This window comes from Leucobacter sp. cx-328 (genome assembly GCF_014530035.1).
Lineage (GTDB): Bacteria > Actinomycetota > Actinomycetes > Actinomycetales > Microbacteriaceae > Leucobacter.
Map to the genome: position 1 here is coordinate 128,024 of NZ_JACVMX010000001.1, position 19,951 is coordinate 147,974.

The following is a 19,951-nucleotide window of genomic DNA, read 5'->3' on the forward strand; positions in this document are numbered from 1 at the left end:
CTGGTAAGATGGACGCGGTTCGAACATGCGTCGGATGTCGTGCTCGTGCGGAGCGCGACGAACTTCTGCGGGTGGCAGTAAGCGACAATCAGCTCATCGTTGATGATCGTGCGGTGCTTCCCGGTCGTGGATCATGGGTACACCCCACCGCGAAGTGTTTGAGCCAGGCAGTGCAGCGTCGTGCTTTTGCACGTGCGCTGAAAGTGTCTGGGCAACTGGACACAACACCCCTAGAGAACAGGCTGAAAACGCTGATGGATAAGTAATGAACGGCTCACGATGAGGCCCGTCCGTTAATAATGGTTCTCGCCTGTCTGGCGTGAACCCAGACAGGAGAAAAGTGGCAAACCCACGCGTAAGCGAGATCGCCAAGAAGCTCGGCATCGAAAGCAAGACTGCTGTTGATGTTCTGAACAACGTACTGAATGAATACGTTAAGAGCCCGTCTTCGACGATCATGCCCCCCACCGAACGTAAGCTCAGCGCTTACGTCGACGAGCACCCCGAGCTCGTAAAGGCACCCTCGGCAGACGCTGCCGATGAAAAGCCCGCTGCCCCCAAGGGTGCAGCAAAGCCCGGCGCTCCCAAGCCCGGCCCCAAGCCTGCAGCGAAGCCCGCTGCAGCGAAGCCTGCTGCCGAAAAGGCAGAGAAGGCTGAGAAGCCTGCCGCTAAGGCAGCAGCGCCCAAGGTGGCTCCGAAGGCTGCGGCTCCCAAGGCTGCAGCTGACAAGCCCGCTCCCAAGACTGCTGCTCCCAAGGCGTCTTCGGCAAAGCCCGGCGCACCCGCGCCCAAGGCTCCCGAGGCAAAGCCTGCTGCTGGTAACCCTGCAGCGGCAAAGGGTGGCGCACCGAAGCCCGGTGCTCCCAAGCCCGCAGCTCCCAAGCCCGCTGGCCCCCGTCCGGGTAACAACCCGTTCGCGTCAAGCCAGGGCATGGGTATCCCGCGTCCTCCCCGCCCCGGTAACAACGCCTTCTCGGGTAACCAGGGTGGCGGCGCACGTGGCGGCAACCGTCCCAACCCGGGCAACATCCCCCGTCCCGCTCAGCGCCCCCAGGGTGGCGCTGGTGGTGGCCAGGGTCGCCCCGGCGGTCCCGGTCGTCCCGGTGGCGCAGGTCGTCCCGCTGGTGGCGGCGGCGGGTTCAACCGTCCCGGTGGTGGCACCGGCGGCGCTCCCGGTGCAGGTGGCGGCTTCGCTGGCCCCCGTCCCGGTGGTGGATTCGCAGGTCGCGGCCGTGGTGGCCGTGGCGCTGGCACCGCGGGTGCATTCGGTCGTGGCGGCTCCAAGAGCAAGGCACGTAAGTCGAAGCGGGCAAAGCGCGCTGAATTCGAGATGCGTCAGGCGCCGTCGATTGGCGGCGTTCAGGTACCTCGCGGCGACGGAACCACTCCGATCCGCCTGCGTCGTGGCGCTTCGCTCTCGGACTTCGCAGACAAGATCAACACCAGTGCTTCGAACCTGGTGACGATTCTCTTCCACCTCGGTGAGATGGCTACGGCAACGGAGTCGCTCGACGAGGCAACGTTCGAGATCCTTGGCGACGAGCTGGGCTACAAGATCCAGGTCGTTTCGCCCGAGGATGAGGATCGCGAGATCCTCGAAGGCTTCGATATCGATATCGATGCTGAGCTCGAAGATGAGGGCGATGACGTCCTCGAGAAGCGTCCCCCGGTTATCACCGTCATGGGCCACGTTGACCACGGTAAGACGCGTCTGCTTGACGCGATCCGCCGTGCAGACGTCGGCGGCGGCGAGGCTGGCGGTATTACCCAGCACATCGGTGCTTACCAGGTACGTACCACGCACGACGGCAACGACCGTGCCCTCACCTTCATCGATACCCCGGGTCACGAGGCGTTCACCGCTATGCGTGCCCGTGGTGCTCAGGTCACCGACGTTGCAATCCTCGTGGTTGCAGCAGACGACGGCATCATGCCCCAGACCATCGAGGCGCTCAACCACGCGCAGTCGGCAGGCGTTCCCATCGTGGTCGCTGTCAACAAGATCGATAAGGAAAGCGCGAAGCCTGACCAGGTTCGTCAGCAGCTCACCGAGTTCGGTCTCGTGCCTGAGGAATGGGGCGGCAACGCAATGTTCGTTGACGTTTCGGCGCGCAACAACATCGGCATCAACGAGCTCCTCGACGCTGTTCTGCTCACCGCAGACGCAGGTCTCGACCTCCGCGCGAACCCCAACAAGGCAGCACGTGGCGTCGCGATTGAGGCGAAGCTCGATAAGGGTCGCGGTGCAGTTGCTACCGTCCTGATCCAGTCGGGTACCCTCCGCGTCGGCGACGCAATCGTTGCGGGCACCGCATACGGTCGCGTTCGTGCGATGGCAGATGAGAACGGCGATGCTGTTCTCGAAGCAACCCCGTCGCGTCCCGTCCAGGTTCAGGGCCTCTCGAGCGTTCCCCGTGCAGGCGACAACTTCATCGTTACCGCTGAAGACCGCACCGCACGTCAGATCGCTGAGAAGCGTGAAGCTGCAGAGCGTAACGCAATGCTCGCTAAGGCACGCAAGCGCCTCAGCCTCGAGGACTTCACCAAGGCGCTCGAGGACGGCAAGGTTGATTCGCTCAACCTCATCATCAAGGGTGACGTTTCGGGTGCTGTTGAGGCACTTGAAGAGTCGCTCATGAAGATCGAGGTCGACGATTCGGTTCAGCTCCGTATCCTCCACCGCGGTGTGGGTGCGATCACCGAGTCGGACATCGACCTCGCAACGATCGACAACGCAATCGTCATCGGCTTCAACGTGCGCCCCGACGTCAAGGCACGCGAGCGTGCTCAGCGCGAGGGCATCGACGTTCGCTTCTACAACGTCATCTACAACGCGCTTGATGACATTGAGGCGTCGCTCACCGGCATGCTCAAGCCTGAGTACGAAGAGGTCCAGTCGGGCGTCGCGGAAATCCGCGAGGTCTTCCGCTCCTCGAAGTTCGGCAACATCGCAGGTGTTATCGTCCGCAGCGGTGTCATCACCCGTAACGCGAAGGCTCGCGTTATCCGTGACGGCGTCGTGCTCGCAGACGGCCTCGCTATCGAGTCGCTGCGTCGCTTCAAGGACGACGTCACCGAGGTGAAGGTTGACTTCGAGTGCGGTATCGGACTCGGCAAGTTCAACGACATTCAGGAAGGCGACGAGATCGAGACCACCGAGATGGTTGAGAAGCCCCGCGCTTAACAGGTGCGAGCGCCCGGTGAGGGGCGCGGATCTTCACTGATCCAAGCCCCTCCGCCGGCTCGATTGCTACAGCTGAGGGCTTGGCCCGGCATTACGCCGGACCAAGCCCTCAGCTGTTTGTATTTGGGGGAGACAGGCTATCGGCAGGTCGCAGTGTGACCCAGCCTGGCGATCCACCAGATGCCCCCGCGTAGCAAGGTCTTTCTGCCGCAACCGCGCATGCAACGCTAGCCGTTGTCAGAACAAGCATGTGGCGTGAGTGTCATCTCGCCACAGGCAACAGGTCAACAGATCAAAGGTCAACATCGCCACCGGTCCAGAACCCTGTGGCTGCGCGGTATCTTCCCCTTGAGATTAGGCGAGGGACGAACTACGAAGGGGCTGGCGGCAGAACCAACAGGTTCCGCGGCCAGCCCCTCAGCGCTGCGCGAAGAAACTACTTCGTCGAAGCGAAGCGACGACCTTCGGGTTTCGAAGGCAGGATCGTGAGGACGAGGTAGCCGATGCTTGCAATCCAGCCCACGTAGTTGAGGAAGGGGATCATCGAAGCGATGTTCAGCAGCCAGAGCGTACCGGGCATGTTTGCGTCGTGGAGACGGCGCCATCCGATAGCGATGCTCGGGATGAGGGTTGCGAGGCCGACGATGCCCATGAGGATTCCGCCGAGAACTGCGAGAACGATCGTGCCGCTGCCAGCGGCAACTGCTGCGCTGTTGTTCATCTCAGAACCGAATGCAGCGGCTGCGACACCCATGAACCCGATGAAGAACAGGATGCCGGGAATCAGGCCGATCAAGAACAGGAACAGCTGCGCGTACCAGTACTCGCTTCGCGACGCACGGCCGCTGAAGTTCGCGTAGTTCTTGAAGAAGCGACGCACTGCATCGCCGAAGGAGGCGCCGTACAGGGGGCGGGTGAGGTCGTCAGCATTGACCGCACCATCGAAGGGCTCGCCGGGGCCGGGAACGGGCAGCTGGCCGGGCGCAGCGTACTGCGGCGCAGCATACGGCTGCTGGGGCTGCTGTGGAGCGCCGTTGGGCTGCTGAGGTGCAGCGTACTGCGGCGGCACGGGTGCTGCGGGCGGCACGGGCGCCGCGGGCGGCACCGCACCAGCGGGCGGAACCTGCTGGTTATTAGGCTGCTCGTTGGGATCGACCGGGGGATCGGGGAAGCTCATTGATTCTGTCACTTTCGGTAGCTGGGGCTGCCTATGGGAAGCCCATGTAATTTAGCGTATGACATCGGCGAGGATGGCGCGAGGAAAAAGACGTATCGTCGCCATTTTGCGACCTGGAATGAGTGGTGCCCCAGGTGCGCCAAGAGCCAAGTGTCGCAAGATCATCTAAAGTGGTGAGTATGAGTAATCCACGTGCCGGAAAAGTTGCCGAGCGCATTCACCAGATCATTGCGCGTCGTCTGGAGAAAGGCCTGCGCGATCCGCGCCTCGGCTTTGTGACCATCACTGATGTTCGCGTCACGGGTGATCTGCAGCACGCGAGCATTTTCTACACAGTGTTCGGCGATGATTCGGCTCAGGCTGACACTGCCGCTGCGTTGAAGGCTGCTACAGGCATGCTGCGCAAGGAAGTCGGCAAGCAGCTGGGCACGCGTCTGACCCCGTCGCTCGAATTCATTCACGATGAGCTTCCCGATACCGCGCAGCACATGAACGAGCTGCTCGCTGAAGCAAAGCGTCGTGACGAAGCAGCTGCCGCACTCGCGCAGGGTGCGTCATACGCTGGTGAAGCTGATCCTTACGAGAAGCCCCGCGATGCTGATGAGGACACCGTCGGCGGCTTCGACGAAGACGCATTCTTTGCAGCATCTGACGATGACGACGATGATGAAGAAGACGAGGCAGGGGGAGACGCCCGCTAGTCACCCCGTCTCACGCTCTGATGCGCTCCGACCTCACTGGCCGGGGCGCATCACTGTTTTTCTGGGTTTCTATGGGCGCGGATCAGCGCCTCCCGAAACCTCCTGTTTCGGCCCGTCGCTTCGTCCCCGGACCTATGAGGCAGCCAAGCAACGAGCAGCTCCAAATCCTGCCCACCCCATGCAGGGTCTTGGTTGATTCAATAGGGCCGCCCGGCCACCTGGCCGCCCCATTCTTTTCACCGACGTAGGCGGTGGTTGGTGGCCCGGTTTCGGCCTGCCGAGGCCGATTTCGCGGGGTCAACCCCTCGAGAAGCGCCCGTTCTGACACAGAGGCCCGTTTCATGCGCATGAAAGGCCTCGTTTCGGGAGAAAGACCCTGTTTCGTGGGGTTAGCGCCGAAAACCCTACGGCAACCGCACGGAGCCTTCGTACTCGACGATGAGGCCATCCGCGATGAGGGAATCGTAGGCGCGCTGGGCCTGATCCGCGGCCCCGGCAGCGTTGCTCACACCCGCAGCATCAGCACGACCAACACCAGCCCCAACGGCAACCTCCCGGGCAACCGGCCCGGATGCGGCGCGCATCGCGGCCATGATGCGACCGCGCACCTGGCGGTCGCTGCCCTCGAATTTGGCCTGCTTGGGGCGCTTCGCCGGGGCGTTATCCGGGAATCCTGATCCGCGCCACTCACAAAACTCTGCGATCGGGCAGGCGGGGCAGGCAGGCTTGCGGGCGGTGCAGACCACCGCTCCGAGCTCCATGGCTGCGGCGTTGAACACGGCTGCCTCAACAGGGTCTGCGGGCAGTAAAGCAGCCATGTCGTCAAGGTCGCGTGCGGCTGGCATGCCTGCAGCAGCTCGGCCATGCACCGCGCGTGCAATCACCCGTCGGGTATTGGTGTCGACGACCGGTTCTGGCGAGCCGAACGCAAACGCTGCGACAGCGCGCGCGGTGTACGGGCCGATGCCGGTGAGCGACAGCAACACCTCTACGTCGCTCGGTACCTCGTCACCGTGCTCTGAAGCGATCTGGCAGGCGGCCTGGTGCAGCCAGAGGGCTCGTCGCGGGTAGCCGAGCCGCTTCCACGCGCGCACCGCTTCACCCGGCGCATCGGCCGCGAGGTCAGAGGGCTTTGGCCACCGCGCCATCCACTCTTCCCAATGGGGAATGACGCGTTCGACCTGCGTCTGCTGCGACATAAACTCTGAAACGAGAATTCCCCACGCAGACGTTGCCGGGTCACGCCATGGGAGATCGCGAGCGTTCGCTCTGAACCATGCGTTCAATACCTCAGAAATTTCGTTCGCAGCCATCGCTCCCAGTGTAATAAGGAGCGTAGGCTCACACCTCGCCGGAGAAAGCCCAGGCGACCGCGGGGTAGGCTATTCGGGTGAGTATTGCAGCGGAATATCCCCAGGGCGGCATCCTGCTCGTTGACAAAGCCGGGGAATGGACAAGTCACGACGTCGTCGCCAGGTCGCGGCGCGCGCTCGGTACCCGCAAAGTCGGCCACGCTGGCACCCTCGACCCGATGGCTACCGGCCTTCTCGTGCTCGGTTTTGGGCCCGCGACCCGTCTGCTGACTCACCTCGTCGGTCTCGACAAGACGTATGAGACCACGATTCGCCTCGGCGCGAACACCGTCACCGACGATCGCGAGGGCGAAGTCCTCGACATCGCAGATGCAGACGCTGTGAGCGCGATCGCAGCCGACAGTGCGCGGATCGCGGCCGGCATCACCGCCCTCACGGGCGCCATTGAGCAGGCCCCGAGCGCTGTCAGCGCCATCAAGGTCGACGGCGTGCGCGCGTACGACCGAGTGCGCGCTGGCGAGCAGGTTGAACTAAAGAAGCGCCCGGTGACGATCCACCGATTTGCTGCAGGCGAGCCGCAGCTCACGGAGACAGCCGTTGGCCCGGCCGAGACTGCAGACGCCACCAGCACCACCGACACGGCACACACCGTCATCGACATCGATGCCGTCGTTGATTGTTCTTCTGGCACGTACATCCGCGCTCTCGCACGTGATCTCGGCGCATACCTGGGAATTGGCGGCCATCTCACGGCGCTCCGTCGCACGGCGGTCGGCCCGTTCCAGGTTGCAGACGCCAACCCGCTCGCCGAGCTCGCTGAGGGTCGCATTCGCACAATTCTCGGCCCGGCTGAGGTTGCAGCGACCCTGTTCCCGACCATCGAGCTTGATGCACAGCAGACGCTCGACCTCGGCAATGGCAAGCGTGTGGAGTTCGGCACGACCGACCATGACGCACCACTCGTTGCCGCGATCGGTCCCGCCATCAACCCGGCGGCAGGCCCCACCGAGCCCGCTGGTGCCCCGCGGCTCGTCGGTCTCATCGAGATCAAGCGCGGCCGTGCCCGCGTCATCACCAACTTCCCGGTTCCCGAAGGAAACGCAGCATGATCCTCTGGTTCACCGTCGTCACGATCGCAGTCTCGCTTGTTGCGGCAGGCGTTTGTGCGGTCGCCGCTGCCAAGAAGCAGGGCCCGAACGACTACACGCTCGGCTCGATGCTGCTCGTTGCATTGCTTCTGCTCGTGCAGATCATCATTTCGATTGTCGCTCCGATGACGGGCAATCACGCGCTTGGCGATCCGCTCGAATTTTGGATGTACCTCATCGTCGCCTTCATCATGCCGCTCGGTGCCGGATTCTGGGCACTCATCGACCGCACTCGCTGGGCAAACCTCGTGCTTGCTGTGATCGGCCTCGCTGTGGCCGTGATGACGTACCGCATGTGGGTCATCTGGGCGCTCGGTGCCTAACCAGCCACACGCACTCAGTTTCGCGCGCGCACCTCAGCTAGACTGCTGAGGTGTCAAACATCGATCAGGTAACCACCGAATCTGGTGAAGCAGCTAAGTCAACGGAGCGCCTAGGCGGCCTGGGTAAAGTCCTTATCGCGGCCTACATTGTGCTCGCACTTGCTGCAACGTTCCGCTCGATCTACCAGATCATTTCGAAGTTTGATGAGGCGCCCGTCGCGTACTCACTGTCTGCGCTGGCTGGCGTTGTATATATCGTTGCGGCGATCGCGCTCATTAAGCGCCAGGGCGTCTGGCGTAATGTCGCGTGGGCTGCGCTCTCGTTCGAGCTCGCCGGCGTCATTATCGTTGGTGTGCTGAGCTACGCGGTCCCGCAGTACTTCGCGCACGCGTCGGTGTGGTCGCACTTCGGCTCGGGCTATGTGTGGATCCCCGTCGCTCTTCCGGTTCTTGGCCTGATTTGGCTGTGGCGTACGCGCCCAGACGCAAAGGCGTAATTCATGCTTACTGTTCCATCGGCCGATCAGGTTCAGCCGGACATGGTCAGCGGCGGCTCCGTGGTCGCTGTTGGCAAGTTTGACGGTATCCACCTGGGGCACCGCAGCATTCTCGCTCGCATGCGTGCGGTTGCTGAGGCCGAGGGATTGACCTCGGCAGTGCTCACCTTCACAGATCATCCCATGCGGTTCTTGAACCCTGAGGCTTGTCCTGTCGCGCTCACGAGCCCGAACCAGCGTCTCGAGCTGCTCGCTGAGATAGGTGTTGAGATCTGCGTTATGGTCGATTTCAATGCTGAGTTTGCTGCTATCCCGGCGGATCAGTTCATCTCAGACGTGCTCGTTCGTGAACTCAATGCGAAGCACATCATTCTCGGCGCAGACTTTAGATTTGGCCACCGCGGCCAGGGCGATGCTGCCATGCTCGTTGCCGCGAGTGAGCAGTACGGTTTTACGGTCGAAGTAGTCGATGGTGTGGCGTGTCCAGGCGTCGGCAACGTGTCATCATCGATGATTCGTGAAGCGCTGCAGGTCGGCGACATGCAGACCGCTGCTGCGATGCTCGGTCGTACGTATGCTGTCCGCGCGACCGTCGTGCACGGTGATGCGCGCGGTCGTGAGATTGGATTCCCTACCGCAAATCTCGGTGGCGAGGTCGAGGGCAAGGTGCCGGCAGACGGTGTCTACGCCGGTTGGGTCGTGCTCGACGGCAAGCGTTTCGATGCGGCAATTTCTGTGGGCAATAACCCGACGTTCACGCCGAATGCAGAGTCTCGTGTTGAAGCGTTCATTCTCGATTTCACCGGCGACCTGTATGGCAAGCCGATTGAAGTGCAGTTCTTGCAGCGCTTGCGTGGCATGGAGAAGTACGACTCGCTCGACGCGCTTCTCGAACAGATGGCAGAAGACGTCGTGCAGACGCGTAGGGTGCTAGAATCTGCGTAGACCGAGGTTTCGGTCGATCAGGTGTTGCGCCTCCGTGTTATTCACGTTGCTAGGCGCGCAACAGCACACCCCGCCGATCAGGAGATCCATTGGCAAGCAACGCTGGTACGCGCAAGTCTGCTGCGAAGAGTTCGTCGCGCTCGAATGGCCGTCGCAAACACACGCATAACGAGGGCATCATTCCGCTGCTCGCCCGTGCGGTGCGCGAGGTGGAGTCATCTGCTCAGCGTGGGAAAGCCACACCGCAGAACCGTGCGAAGTTCCAGGCGATTGCCCTCCTCATGCGCGAAGAGCGTGCCCGTGTGAAGTCTGACGAGCAGGTCAGCGCAGCAGAGCGCGCAGAGACGTTGAAGCGTCTCGACGGCGTCGCCTCGATCCTCGCGAAGACCGCGGCTCGCGATACGAGCCTCATCACCCTCCTCGAGCCGGCAGCAAACGTTCCCGAAGCAACTCGTGCGCTGAAGCGCAAGATGCTCGTGCAAGCAGGCATTGACGTTCCCGAGGAGGTGCCAGCGCCCGTCGAGACCGCCGTCGCAAAGGTCGTTCCCGCTGAGCTCGCAGAACGCCAGGTTGAGCCAGAGGGCATCGAAGCCCGCATGCTTTCCAATCCGTTCCTCGCCCCCGGCCTCACCGCACAGCGCGGCCCGACGCCCGTGGTTCGTCTCGCGAACTGGGAGCTGCTGAGCCCGCTACTCAAGTCGTTCGAACAGGGTGGCCAGGGTGCTGCGTGCATGGCGCTGCCCGATCCGCCCATTCCCGATCGCCTCGCGCCAAAGGGTCGAGAGCTGATGCAGCACCAGGCGAAGTTCCTCGCGAGCGTGCGTGATGGCCACCGCAGCTTCTTGCTCGCTGATGAGCCCGGTCTCGGCAAGACCGCGCAGTCGGTACTTGCGGCGTCGGTCGCAGATGCTTACCCGCTGCTCGTTGTCGTGCCCAACGTTGTGAAGATGAACTGGGCGCGTGAGGTTGAACGCTGGACGCCGCAGCGCAGCGTCACCGTCATCCACGGTGATGGCCGCGACATGGACGCGTTCGCTGACGTCTTCGTCGTGAACTACGACATTCTTGATCGCCACCTCAGCTGGATCTCGCGATTTGGCTTCAAGGGAATGGTCGTCGATGAGGCGCACATGATCAAGAACGTGCAGTCGCAGCGTTCAAAGGCTGTGCTGTCGATTGCTGAGAGCATCCGCGAGCGCACTCCCGGTGTAAAGCCGCTCACGATCGCGTTGAGCGGTACGCCGCTCATCAACGAGGTCGATGACTTCCGTGCGATCTGGCGTTTCCTCGGCTGGACCGACGCTGAAAAGCCCGGCCCCGAGCTCATGGCCAAGCTGGAGAACAACGGCTGGACCCCGGCCGATCCAGCGTTCTACCCCGCAGCGCGTGAGAGCGTGGTGTCGATGGGTATCGTGCGTCGTCGCAAGATTGACGTTGCAGCCGATCTTCCCGCGAAGCGCGTGGTTGACCTTCCCGTTGAGCTTGACGATGATCTCGGTCGCGGCATTCGCGATGCCGAGACGAAGCTCGCTCGCAAGCTCCTCGAACGCTTCACGACCATCAAGGGCGGCAAGCTCGGAGCGAAGCTGTCGGACGATGCGATCATTCGCATGGTCTGCATGCAGGAGCTCGAAGAGGCGAACGCTTCGGCAGACGGCCTGAACGTCTTCTCGATGGTTCGTACGATTGGCGAGGCCAAGGCGTCGCTCGCTGTCGATTACACTGCGCAGCTCGCGCGCTCGGTCGGCAAGGTCGTATTCTTCGCGAAGCATATTCACGTAATGGACCGCGCAGAGGCGCAGCTGGCCGAGATGGGTCTGAAGACTGTGTCGATCCGTGGCGATCAGACCGCGACGTTCCGTCAGGAGCAGATCGACGCGTTCAACAAGGATCCCGAGGTCGCGGTCGCAGTCTGCTCGCTCACCGCGGCAGGTGTCGGCGTCAACCTGCAGGCATCGTCGAACGTTGTGCTCGCAGAGCTCAGCTGGACCGACGCAGAACAGACCCAGGCGATCGACCGCGTGCACCGCATCGGCCAGGTCGAGCCGGTGACCGCTTGGCGCATCATCGCCGCACAGACCATTGATGCGCGGATCGCCGAACTCATCGACGGCAAGGCCGGTCTCGCGGCGCGTGCGCTCGACGGTGCTCCTGCACAGGAAGAGAACGCTGACCCGGTTCAGCTACTCGCGCTCATCAGCGTGCTTGAGCGTGCGATCGCTGAGGCGTAACTCCCACTGTCCTTAGGGAGACACTCCCTATCTGGGCTGTGTAATCGCTAGGCTGGCGCCATGAGAATTGGTGTCTTGTGCTCGGGTGGCGACAGCCCCGGAATGAACGCTGCGATCCGCGGAGCCGTCTTGCGCGGCACCGAGGTGCACGGTTTTGAGATGGTCGGCTTCATTGACGGTTGGCGTGGTTTTCACGAGAACGAGTTCGTCACGCTCGATCGCAGTGCTGTGCGTGGTCTGTCACCGCGCGGTGGTGTGTTTATTGGTACGAGTCGCCGGTCTCCGTTCCCGTCGAAAGACGGTACGGAAGAAGAATTCGCGGATCTGCGCACGAAGATGGACGAGTATGGCCTCGACGGCATGATCCTCATCGGCGGCGACGGAACTCAGCGCGTAGCTGGCCTTCTGGACCGCGTCGGGTTCAATGTGATCGGTCTCCCGAAGACGATTGACAACGATCTCGCGGGGACGGACTACACCTTCGGCTTCGACACGGCAGTCGGTATTGCGACCGAGGCAATTGACCGGCTGCGCACGACAGGAGAATCACACAACCGCTGCATGGTGCTCGAGGTGATGGGCCGAGATGCGGGCTGGATCGCCCTGCATGCCGGCATCGCAGGTGGCGCCCACGTCATGCTCATTCCCGAGCAGCCGGAGACGCTCGACCAGGTGTGTGCCTGGGTAACGCATGTCACCAACCGTGACCGTTCAGCGCTTGTTGTCGTCGCAGAGGGCTTCGATTTTGCGGGCGAAGAACCTGCCGAACTGCGCGGCGGCGCTCATGGCATCGGTGACCTTCTCGCTCAGCGCATTGAAGCTTGCACGGGCATCGAGACTCGTGCGACTGTGCTTGGCCACCTCCAACGGGGCGGATCACCTTCGGCATTCGACCGCGTGCTCGCCACTCGCACCGGAATTGCAGGCGCAGACGCGATCGCCGAGGGGGAGTGGGGCAATCTTATGGCGCTGCGCGGCGACGAGATTGTCGCTGTTCCCATCATGGAAATTGCCGGCAAGCTCAAGCGAGTGCCCGAGACGCGGTACTCAGCCGTGCGCGCAAACTTTGGGTGACCAGGAAAGACGTGTGGGGCGGATCTGAACTATCGGATCCGCCCCACACGTATGAGCGTCGGTAGACGCCGATAAATCTATGCGCCGAGGCGTGCCTGGACGTCTTGCAGCGAGGGGTTCGTTGCAGTCGTTCCGTCGGGGAAGACAACGGTCGGCACAACAGCGTTGCCGCCGTTGACAGCCTTCACGAGCTCTTCCGTGCCCTCGGTGTTTTCAATGTCAACAATCTCGTAGGGGATGCCGGTCTTGTCAAGCATGGTCTTCAGACGCTTGCAGTAGCTGCACCAGCTCGTCGAGAACATCGTGATTGCGCCGCTTTCGGGGGTGAAATCGGCAATTTCAGCTGCACTCATGGCGTGCTCCTTTCAGGGCGTTTCAAGCCAATTCCCAGTTTATGATTCTCTGCCTGTGAGCGCTTGGATTTTTTGGATCTTCGGACGTGCGCGCTCAGCTTGACCTCTGGTTACTGAGGTGGAAACATTAAGTGACGAGCGTATGACGAGATGGCTACATCGGCTGGCTTTCGCGCGCGTCGACATTTCGCATTACATGCAAACGAAAAGAGACCGGTGGAACTCACGATCGTCGTCTTGCTAGTCATCGTGCTAGCGCTTTTCTTCGACTTCACGAACGGCTTCCATGACACCGCAAACGCGATGGCTACGCCCATCGCAACCGGTGCACTGAAGCCGAAGACCGCAGTCGCTTTGGCTGCAATCTTGAATCTTGTCGGCGCGTTCCTCTCAACGGAGGTCGCCAAGACAATTTCAAACGGTCTCATCAACGAGGGCGATGGTGGCGTACTTATTACGCCAGAAATGATCTTTGCGGGCCTCATCGGCGCCGTTGTCTGGAACCTCGTGACCTGGCTGTACGGTCTGCCCTCGAGCTCGTCGCACGCGCTCTTCGGTGGCCTGATTGGTGCCGCGGTTGTGGGTGCTGGCTTCGGTGCAATTAACACTGGCGGCCTGGTCTCGAAGATCCTGTTGCCCGCGCTTGCCGCACCGCTCACCGCTGGCATCGTTGCGTTTGCCGCGACAAAGACTGCGTATGCAATTACTCGTCGTCATGACGGTAAGAAGGACGGCCGCGGCCGCTTCCGCTACGCACAGATCGTGTCTTCATCACTGATTGCGCTTGCGCACGGTACGAACGACGCGCAGAAGACCATGGGCGTCATCACCCTGACGCTTGTTGCTGCGAACATGCAAGATCCTGACACCGGTCCCCATCTCTGGGTCATCATCGCTTGTGCACTCGCGATTGCGATTGGTACGTACTCGGGCGGCTGGCGAATCATCCGCACCATGGGTTCGGGCCTCACCGATGTGAAGCCTGCGCAGGGCTTCGCAGCAGAGGTTTCGACCGCTGCAACGATTCTTGCTTCGAGCCACCTCGGCTTCGCGCTCTCGACGACTCAGGTCGCTTCGGGCTCGGTCATCGGTTCTGGTCTCGGCCGCCGTGGTTCGACCGTTCGCTGGCGCACCGTTGGCCGAATCGCTTCCGGCTGGCTCTTCACGCTTCCCGCAGCTGGCCTCGTTGGCGCACTCGCAGCAGTGATTGCTCACCTCGGCATGGTCGGCATCATCATCGACGCGGTCGTAGGTGCGCTCGTGATCGCGTTCATTTTCTTCCGTTCACGCCGCAACGCAGTGACCGCTTCGAACGCAATCGCTGACGTAGCTGAAGCAGGCCACGCCGTCCGTATTCGTAAGAGCAAGGTCAAGCGCGTTCGCACCAAGACCGGCACCATCCCGCCGCTCACTCCCGTTGCACAGAGCGCAGTGCGTTCTGACAAGGCAGCGCGTGAAGCTGAGAAGGCAGCACGTGCTACAGAAAAGCAGCAGAAGAAGGACGGCGACAAATGACCATCGACTGGATCGCATTCGTTCAGGTCTTCGGAGCAGCGCTCTTCGCGTCGGTCTTCGTAGTCGCCCTGTACTCGTTCGGTATTCGTTTCCTCGCAACGCCGAAGCCTGCGCCCCGTCTTGCCGACGGTTCGAAGGCTCCCAACGGCCCTTCACGAGACGCAGAGGACGACGACCTTGAAGAGGACGGCCGTCCAGGCTGGGCAACTGCCGGCGCATACGTGTGCTTCGCGCTCTCAGCTGTTGTCGTGCTCGTGGGTATCTACCTGATTGTCCCTGCGCTGCACGGCTAATCACACGATTTTTGGGGCGGATCGGCGAATGCTGGTCCGCCTCTTTTCGTTTTGCCGATCCGCGCCCAGTTGCTGTGAAATACATGCGCCACACGGAGTAGCACGTCAGTAGACTGACCATTGTGGAAGAACAACGTGGTGGATCCTCGGGCGAACCGGGAGACGAGCGCAACGCAACTTACGAGCTACCGCTCGGTATTCGTGTTGCCGCGGCCTGGTCATGGCGACTGATTATTATCGCTCTGGCCTCTGCAGCCCTGCTCTGGGGCATTGTGCAGGTACGCATTATTGTCGTGCCCGTCCTGATTGCAATACTGCTGACGGCGCTGTTGATGCCGATCGTGAGCTGGTTCGAACGACGTGGCCTGCCGCGTTGGTCGGGTGTGCTCTCCTCGCTCATCCTGCTGTTTGCGACGCTGTGGGTGTTGATTACCCTCATCGTTTCGCAGCTGAAGAACGGGCTTAACGATCTCGTGACCCGTTCTGAGCAGGTGTGGCAAGAGTCCCTGCTCTGGATCTCGCATAACAGCTGGGGGCTCCCGGTCGACGAGATGAAGAATTGGCTGCAAGATCTCCTCGCAAGCCTTTCGCAGTACCAGGGTGAGATTTGGAGCGGCGCCATGGGCGTCGCAGTCTCAGCCGGTCAGGTCATCACCGGTGCGTTGCTCACATTCTTTACGCTCATTTTCTTGCTCATCGACGGCCGTCGAATCTGGATCTGGGTGATTGGCTTCCTGCCGGCGAAGGCTCACTCGCCAGTTGACGCCGCTGGTCGTGCGGGCTGGCTATCGGTCGGTCAGTACGTCCGTGTGCAGATCTTCGTGGCATTCGTTGACGCGTTTGGCATCGGTCTCGGCGCTGCGATCCTTGGGGTTCCGCTTCCCATTCCGATCGCGATTCTCGTGTTCCTTGGCTCGTTTATTCCATTCCTCGGTGCAATCACGACCGGTATGCTCGCCGCGTTTATCGCCCTCGTTTACAACGGTCCGATTAACGCGCTGCTGATGCTCGGCGTTGTCATCCTCGTCAACCAGATCGAGGGCCACGTGCTGCAGCCGCTCGTCATGGGCAATGCCGTTCGGGTACACCCGCTCGGTGTTGTCCTAGCTGTATCGGCCGGTGCGCTTCTCGCGGGTATTCCGGGAGCGCTGTTCGCGGTTCCGCTCGCAGCTTCTGCGAACGCTATTGTGAACACACTCGTGCAGAAGAAATGGGACCCAAACATAGACCCGGCAGCGGAGTTTCATCGAAGAGACCACGTGAAGCACGAAGCTAAATCTCGGGCGAAATACATTGCGCGTCTGACGCGTGGAGGAGGAAACGCATGACCTGGCAGAACGGTACCCCCGAGCTCGCCGACTTCGAACGGACGCTCGGTGTGGTGCACCAGGTAACCCGTAAGACGCCGCTCGAATCTTCACGCTACCTCGCTGACATTCTTGAGGTTCCGAACGTGTTCCTCAAGTGCGAGAACCTGCAGCGCACTGGTGCATACAAGCTTCGCGGTGCGTACAACCGACTCTCGCAGCTCACTGCCGAGGAGCGTGCGCGCGGCGTTGTTGCCGCATCGGCAGGCAACCATGCGCAGGGCGTAGCGTTCGCGGCACGCGAGCTTGGCATCAAGGCGACCATCTTCATGCCGCTCGGTGTTGCACTGCCGAAGCTGCAGGCAACCCGCGGCTACGGTGCGAACGTTGAGCTTGTCGGCCAGACCTTTGACGCGACGAATGCGGCAGCGCAGGCGTTCGTCAAGGAGCAGGGTGCGATTTTCATCCCGCCGTTCGATGACCCCGCGGTCGTTGAGGGACAGGGTACGGTCGCACTCGAGATGCTCGAGGTTGAGCCCGGCATTGAAAACTTTGTCGTGCCGATCGGCGGCGGCGGCCTCATTGCCGGTATCGCGGTCGCTGCGAAGAAGTGGGCGGCTGAGCACGGCCGCACGATTCGTGTGATTGGTGTGCAGGCTGAGAACGCTGCTCCCTACCCCGTCTCGCTTGAGGCAGGCGAGCCTGTGACGATCCAGACGCGTCCCACCATCGCAGACGGCATCGCTGTCGCACGCCCTGGCACGTTGAACTTTGATCTGATCCGCGACTTCGTTGATGAAGTTGTGACTGTGAGCGACGACGATATCGCGCGCGCAATCGTCATGCTTATTGAGCGCACCAAGCTCGTCGTCGAGCCCGCAGGAGCCGCTGGTGTTGCTGCGATGCTTGCAGGCAAGATCAAGGTCGAGGGCAAGACTGCGACCATCCTCTCGGGTGGAAACATCGATCCGCTGCTGCTGCAGCGTGTTATCGGTCACGGCCTGGCGGCGTCGAAGCGTTACCTCAAGCTCCGCATTCTGCTCCCCGATGTACCTGGCCAGCTCGTGCGCACGGCTTCTATCGTGGCTGAGCACAATGCAAACGTTGTCGAGGTGCTGCACACTCGTCACGCGACCGAGCTTCCCATTAGTGAGGTCGAGCTCGAGCTGCACATCGAGACCCGTGGCTCAGAGCACGGCGTCGAGGTCGTTGAGGCGCTTCGCGCCGAAGGCTACACGGTGCGCGTAGGCGAGCGCTACTAGTCCTGTAACGCACTGTGGGGGTGATCCGAACCAAGCGTTCGGATCACCCCCACAGTGCGTTATTGCAGGTTTAGCTGTTTCGGGTGCGGCGTCGAAGCAAGAAGACGATCGCGCCGCCGGCTACGAGCACGGCCGCGCTCGCGATGCCTACGAGCATCGGTTCGCTACCGGTTCTTGCGAGCTTTGACCCGCCCGTCACCGTGGTGGTCGGGTCGACCGGCTTGATCGGCTTCACGGGTTCGGTTGGTGGGTCAATGACCGGTTTCACCGGGACGTCTTGCCACTGCGCATAGAGGGTCGTAGCGCCAGCGGGAAGAACAAAAGTGTCACCGATGGCGTAGGACTTTCCGGCACCATTGGCAAGCATGTTCCAGCTAGCCAGCTTGGCGTTCAGGAGTTCAAACGTTGACTCGGTCAGCGTGAATTTCTTGTTCGCTGTGCTCTGAATCGTGATGGGATCGCCTGCTCCACCGTTCGGGTTGAGCGTGAGAGTTGCATGCCTCTGCCAGAGGTATGTCTCAGTGTTGTCGTCCCGTTCTCTTGATTGGGTGCGCGTAATCAGCTCTTCGGTGGTGCCTTCCCAATCGCCCGAAACGTCCCACTTGCCGGTGAAATCCTCATCCTGCAGGGGAGAACCGAGAGCGCTCTCGTCAGCCAAAAGCATGTGGTTCGGGATGGTTAGCGACCGAAGCGGTGTGCGCGCAAACATATCCGTCTGGTCGACGCTTTTTCCAAGGGGTGAAACGCCTAAATCGCTCCAGCCACTCAGATCAAGCTCTGTGAGCGAACTTAAACCGGCAAACATTTCATTGACAGAGGCGAAGCCAGTGGTATCCCAGGTCGAGACATCGATGGTCTCGAGTGACGTCATGTCCGCAAACATCCCGCCCATGACTTCAAACTTTGACGTTTTCCAGCCAGACATGTCCAGAGACGTCACCGATGACACGCCATGAAACATCTCTCTAGTCTGGATCAGATTTTCGGTGTTCCAGCCACTGACGTCTAGGGCAGCTACGGAACTCATACCTTGGAACATTTGGGCTGCGGAGGTCAGAGCGCCTGTGGTCCAGCTGCCAACATCGAGCGTCGTGAGAGAGGAAACGTCACCAAACATTCTGAACGCGTCTTGGAGAACTTCCGTGTTCCAACCCGAAACATCAAGCGTCGTGAGCGCAGTCATGCCAGCGAACATTGCTGAGGCATTCTCTAGAGCCCCGGTGTCCCAATCGCTGACATCCAAGGAAGTTAGTGAAGTCGCGTTCCAGAACATCTGGTCGGCATTCACTACATTTGAGACATCCCAGTCGGAGATATCGAGAGATTCGAGTTTCCGGGTTGAGGCGAACATAAAGCCCATGTCTGTAACGCCACTCACGTCAACGTCATTGATGCCCTCAATCGTACGGACGTTGGCTGCCGAGAACATGTATCGAGGAGTTCCAACAATTGCAGTGTGTGTTGGGTCGGTAAAAATGATCTTGTCTACGTTCCAGAGGCTCTTGCTCCAGGGGATGCTGTCGCCAGGAGCAAAGGTAAACGTACCCGGGCCGATGGTGAGAATGTTTTCAGCGATGTTCCACTCAGGAGTGGCTGCTGGTGCTTCGCTGCGCATTGGCGCTGCACTGAACTCGACGTTTCCGGGAGCATTGAGTGCCAACACGGGTGTTCCCGCTGGGAAAGCAGCAATGCCGATCGCGAATACGATCGCTGCACCGCCTACTTTGACTTGCTTCATAAGTTGTACTGCTTCCTTCGTGAGTCGTTTCGCTTTTCGATGAATTGGAGATCAGAGAAAGTGAGTAGCCAAATCACATCATCTGCTCAGCAAAAACTCAAGGATTTAATTGAGAAAGGTATCTGAGGTCGAGTCATGCAGGAATCTTCTTATGCTGCAGCCGTATTCCCCTCTAAGGTGAGGGGTGAAGGGGGCACAACAGAGAGGTGTACTTCCGGTGGAAATTCTGGTTGTCGAAGATGACGAACGGGTGTCTGACGCGCTGAGCGCCTTCATCGGGAAGGCCGGCTACAGCACGGTGCAAGCCGCAGACGGCGCGTCTGCGATTGACGCAGTTTCGCCAGAAACGGCCGCGGTGATACTTGATCTGGGCCTGCCCGATATCGATGGCCTTGATGTGTGTCGGCGGATCCGCGCATTCTCCGGCGTCCCTATCATCATTGCGACTGCGCGAAGTCAGGTCGAGGAACGCATCCGTGGGTTGCATGCGGGCGCGGATGATTTCGTAGTGAAACCATATGACGTGCGTGAGCTTGTTGCCAGGATCGAAGCAGTGACGCGCAGGTCGCGCGCGGTACCGGTCGCCGCTGAACTTGGCCTGGTGATCGATGTGCACGACGTCTATATCGACATCACCAACAGGCACGCCACAGTGGCTTCGGCAGCGGTTGAACTCACACCGAAAGAATTTGAGATCTTGGAGGTTCTCGCGCGGTATCCGGGGGTTGCGGTTCCACGAGATCGCATCATCCGGGAAGTGTGGGGTACCGACTGGGCAGGGTTCAACCGATCGCTTGAGGTACACGTCGGGGCTATCCGTCGCAAGCTTGACCGAGAATCACTCATCGATACCGTGCGGGGGCTTGGGTATCGGCTTGCAGTGAGTTGAT

At 61.0% G+C, this 19,951-nt stretch carries 18 protein-coding genes; 14 read left to right on the plus strand and 4 right to left on the minus strand.

Features of this window, described 5'->3' with window-relative positions:
• Window positions 1-8: 8 nt before the first annotated feature.
• Both ICL81_RS00520 and infB read left to right on the plus strand, forming a co-directional pair.
• Complete coding sequence (locus ICL81_RS00520; protein ID WP_188033059.1) at window positions 9-266, plus strand: YlxR family protein; 258 nt, start codon at window positions 9-11, stop codon at window positions 264-266.
• A gap of 74 nt (window positions 267-340) precedes the next feature.
• Entirely contained in the window at window positions 341-3,184 is a 2,844-nt protein-coding gene (gene infB, locus ICL81_RS00525) for a translation initiation factor IF-2 (RefSeq protein WP_188033060.1), read from the plus strand.
• Window positions 3,185-3,620: 436 nt separating this feature from the next.
• Here infB and ICL81_RS00530 read toward each other — a convergent pair whose 3' ends face one another.
• Window positions 3,621-4,361: a DUF805 domain-containing protein gene (locus ICL81_RS00530; RefSeq protein WP_188033061.1), complete on the minus strand. Its 741-nt coding sequence runs from the start codon at window positions 4,359-4,361 to the stop codon at window positions 3,621-3,623.
• A 179-nt stretch (window positions 4,362-4,540) separates the two neighbouring features.
• On the opposite strand from ICL81_RS00530, the gene rbfA reads away from it, so the two are divergent.
• Entirely contained in the window at window positions 4,541-5,062 is a 522-nt protein-coding gene (gene rbfA / locus ICL81_RS00535; protein WP_188033062.1) for a 30S ribosome-binding factor RbfA, read from the plus strand.
• A 404-nt stretch (window positions 5,063-5,466) separates the two neighbouring features.
• Here the strand turns inward: rbfA and ICL81_RS00540 are convergent, their stop codons facing one another.
• Window positions 5,467-6,375, minus strand: a complete 909-nt coding sequence (locus ICL81_RS00540) for an A/G-specific adenine glycosylase (protein ID WP_188033063.1) — start codon at window positions 6,373-6,375, stop codon at window positions 5,467-5,469.
• Between the two features lie 77 nt (window positions 6,376-6,452).
• Between ICL81_RS00540 and truB the strand changes: the two genes are divergently transcribed.
• From truB to ICL81_RS00570, 6 genes are all read left to right on the plus strand, one after another.
• Complete coding sequence (gene truB, locus ICL81_RS00545) at window positions 6,453-7,484, plus strand: tRNA pseudouridine(55) synthase TruB (protein ID WP_353055371.1); 1,032 nt, start codon at window positions 6,453-6,455, stop codon at window positions 7,482-7,484.
• Window positions 7,481-7,846, plus strand: coding sequence for a hypothetical protein (locus ICL81_RS00550; RefSeq protein WP_188033064.1), 366 nt, complete (start codon window positions 7,481-7,483; stop codon window positions 7,844-7,846). The genes truB and ICL81_RS00550 overlap by 4 nt, the downstream gene beginning before the upstream one ends.
• A 50-nt stretch (window positions 7,847-7,896) precedes the next feature.
• Window positions 7,897-8,343 carry a hypothetical protein gene (locus ICL81_RS00555; protein ID WP_353055372.1) on the plus strand — a complete coding sequence of 149 codons (447 nt, stop codon included), beginning with the start codon at window positions 7,897-7,899 and terminating at the stop codon, window positions 8,341-8,343.
• Between the two features lie 3 nt (window positions 8,344-8,346).
• Window positions 8,347-9,288: a bifunctional riboflavin kinase/FAD synthetase gene (locus tag ICL81_RS00560; RefSeq protein WP_188033065.1), complete on the plus strand. Its 942-nt coding sequence runs from the start codon at window positions 8,347-8,349 to the stop codon at window positions 9,286-9,288.
• 89 nt (window positions 9,289-9,377) lie between these two features.
• Window positions 9,378-11,519 (plus strand): DEAD/DEAH box helicase, encoded by a 2,142-nt coding sequence (locus tag ICL81_RS00565; RefSeq protein WP_188033066.1) that lies wholly within the window; start codon window positions 9,378-9,380, stop codon window positions 11,517-11,519.
• A gap of 60 nt (window positions 11,520-11,579) precedes the next feature.
• Window positions 11,580-12,593, plus strand: a complete 1,014-nt coding sequence (locus ICL81_RS00570; RefSeq protein WP_188033067.1) for an ATP-dependent 6-phosphofructokinase — start codon at window positions 11,580-11,582, stop codon at window positions 12,591-12,593.
• A 77-nt stretch (window positions 12,594-12,670) separates the two neighbouring features.
• Here the strand turns inward: ICL81_RS00570 and ICL81_RS00575 are convergent, their stop codons facing one another.
• Window positions 12,671-12,946: a mycoredoxin gene (locus ICL81_RS00575; protein WP_188033068.1), complete on the minus strand. Its 276-nt coding sequence runs from the start codon at window positions 12,944-12,946 to the stop codon at window positions 12,671-12,673.
• A 216-nt stretch (window positions 12,947-13,162) separates the two neighbouring features.
• Between ICL81_RS00575 and ICL81_RS00580 the strand changes: the two genes are divergently transcribed.
• The 4 genes from ICL81_RS00580 to ilvA all read left to right on the plus strand — a co-directional run bounded on the left by ICL81_RS00580 (window position 13,163) and on the right by ilvA (window position 17,323).
• Window positions 13,163-14,461, plus strand: coding sequence for an inorganic phosphate transporter (locus ICL81_RS00580; protein WP_188033069.1), 1,299 nt, complete (start codon window positions 13,163-13,165; stop codon window positions 14,459-14,461).
• Window positions 14,458-14,754 (plus strand): hypothetical protein, encoded by a 297-nt coding sequence (locus ICL81_RS00585; RefSeq protein WP_188033070.1) that lies wholly within the window; start codon window positions 14,458-14,460, stop codon window positions 14,752-14,754. Before ICL81_RS00580 ends, ICL81_RS00585 begins: the two co-directional genes overlap by 4 nt.
• Before the next feature lie 122 nt (window positions 14,755-14,876).
• A complete protein-coding gene (locus ICL81_RS00590) occupies window positions 14,877-16,082 on the plus strand; it encodes an AI-2E family transporter (RefSeq protein WP_188033071.1) in 1,206 nt (401 codons plus the stop codon).
• Complete coding sequence (gene ilvA, locus ICL81_RS00595) at window positions 16,079-17,323, plus strand: threonine ammonia-lyase (protein ID WP_188033072.1); 1,245 nt, start codon at window positions 16,079-16,081, stop codon at window positions 17,321-17,323. Before ICL81_RS00590 ends, ilvA begins: the two co-directional genes overlap by 4 nt.
• A 70-nt stretch (window positions 17,324-17,393) precedes the next feature.
• Here the strand turns inward: ilvA and ICL81_RS00600 are convergent, their stop codons facing one another.
• Complete coding sequence (locus ICL81_RS00600) at window positions 17,394-19,061, minus strand: BspA family leucine-rich repeat surface protein (protein ID WP_188033073.1); 1,668 nt, start codon at window positions 19,059-19,061, stop codon at window positions 17,394-17,396.
• A gap of 217 nt (window positions 19,062-19,278) precedes the next feature.
• Between ICL81_RS00600 and ICL81_RS00605 the strand changes: the two genes are divergently transcribed.
• A complete protein-coding gene (locus tag ICL81_RS00605; protein WP_188033074.1) occupies window positions 19,279-19,950 on the plus strand; it encodes a response regulator transcription factor in 672 nt (223 codons plus the stop codon).
• Window position 19,951 lies beyond the last annotated feature (1 nt).

Coding starts and splice junctions, on each gene's coding strand:
- ICL81_RS00520 (WP_188033059.1), top strand. CDS start 9: ATGGACGCGGTTCGAACATGCGTCGGATGTCGTGCTCGTGCGGAGCGC.
- ICL81_RS00530 (WP_188033061.1), bottom strand. CDS start 4,361: ATGAGCTTCCCCGATCCCCCGGTCGATCCCAACGAGCAGCCTAATAAC.
- rbfA (WP_188033062.1), top strand. CDS start 4,541: ATGAGTAATCCACGTGCCGGAAAAGTTGCCGAGCGCATTCACCAGATC.
- ICL81_RS00540 (WP_188033063.1), bottom strand. CDS start 6,375: ATGGCTGCGAACGAAATTTCTGAGGTATTGAACGCATGGTTCAGAGCG.
- ICL81_RS00550 (WP_188033064.1), top strand. CDS start 7,481: ATGATCCTCTGGTTCACCGTCGTCACGATCGCAGTCTCGCTTGTTGCG.
- ICL81_RS00560 (WP_188033065.1), top strand. CDS start 8,347: ATGCTTACTGTTCCATCGGCCGATCAGGTTCAGCCGGACATGGTCAGC.
- ICL81_RS00570 (WP_188033067.1), top strand. CDS start 11,580: ATGAGAATTGGTGTCTTGTGCTCGGGTGGCGACAGCCCCGGAATGAAC.
- ICL81_RS00575 (WP_188033068.1), bottom strand. CDS start 12,946: ATGAGTGCAGCTGAAATTGCCGATTTCACCCCCGAAAGCGGCGCAATC.
- ICL81_RS00585 (WP_188033070.1), top strand. CDS start 14,458: ATGACCATCGACTGGATCGCATTCGTTCAGGTCTTCGGAGCAGCGCTC.
- ilvA (WP_188033072.1), top strand. CDS start 16,079: ATGACCTGGCAGAACGGTACCCCCGAGCTCGCCGACTTCGAACGGACG.
- ICL81_RS00600 (WP_188033073.1), bottom strand. CDS start 19,061: ATGAAGCAAGTCAAAGTAGGCGGTGCAGCGATCGTATTCGCGATCGGC.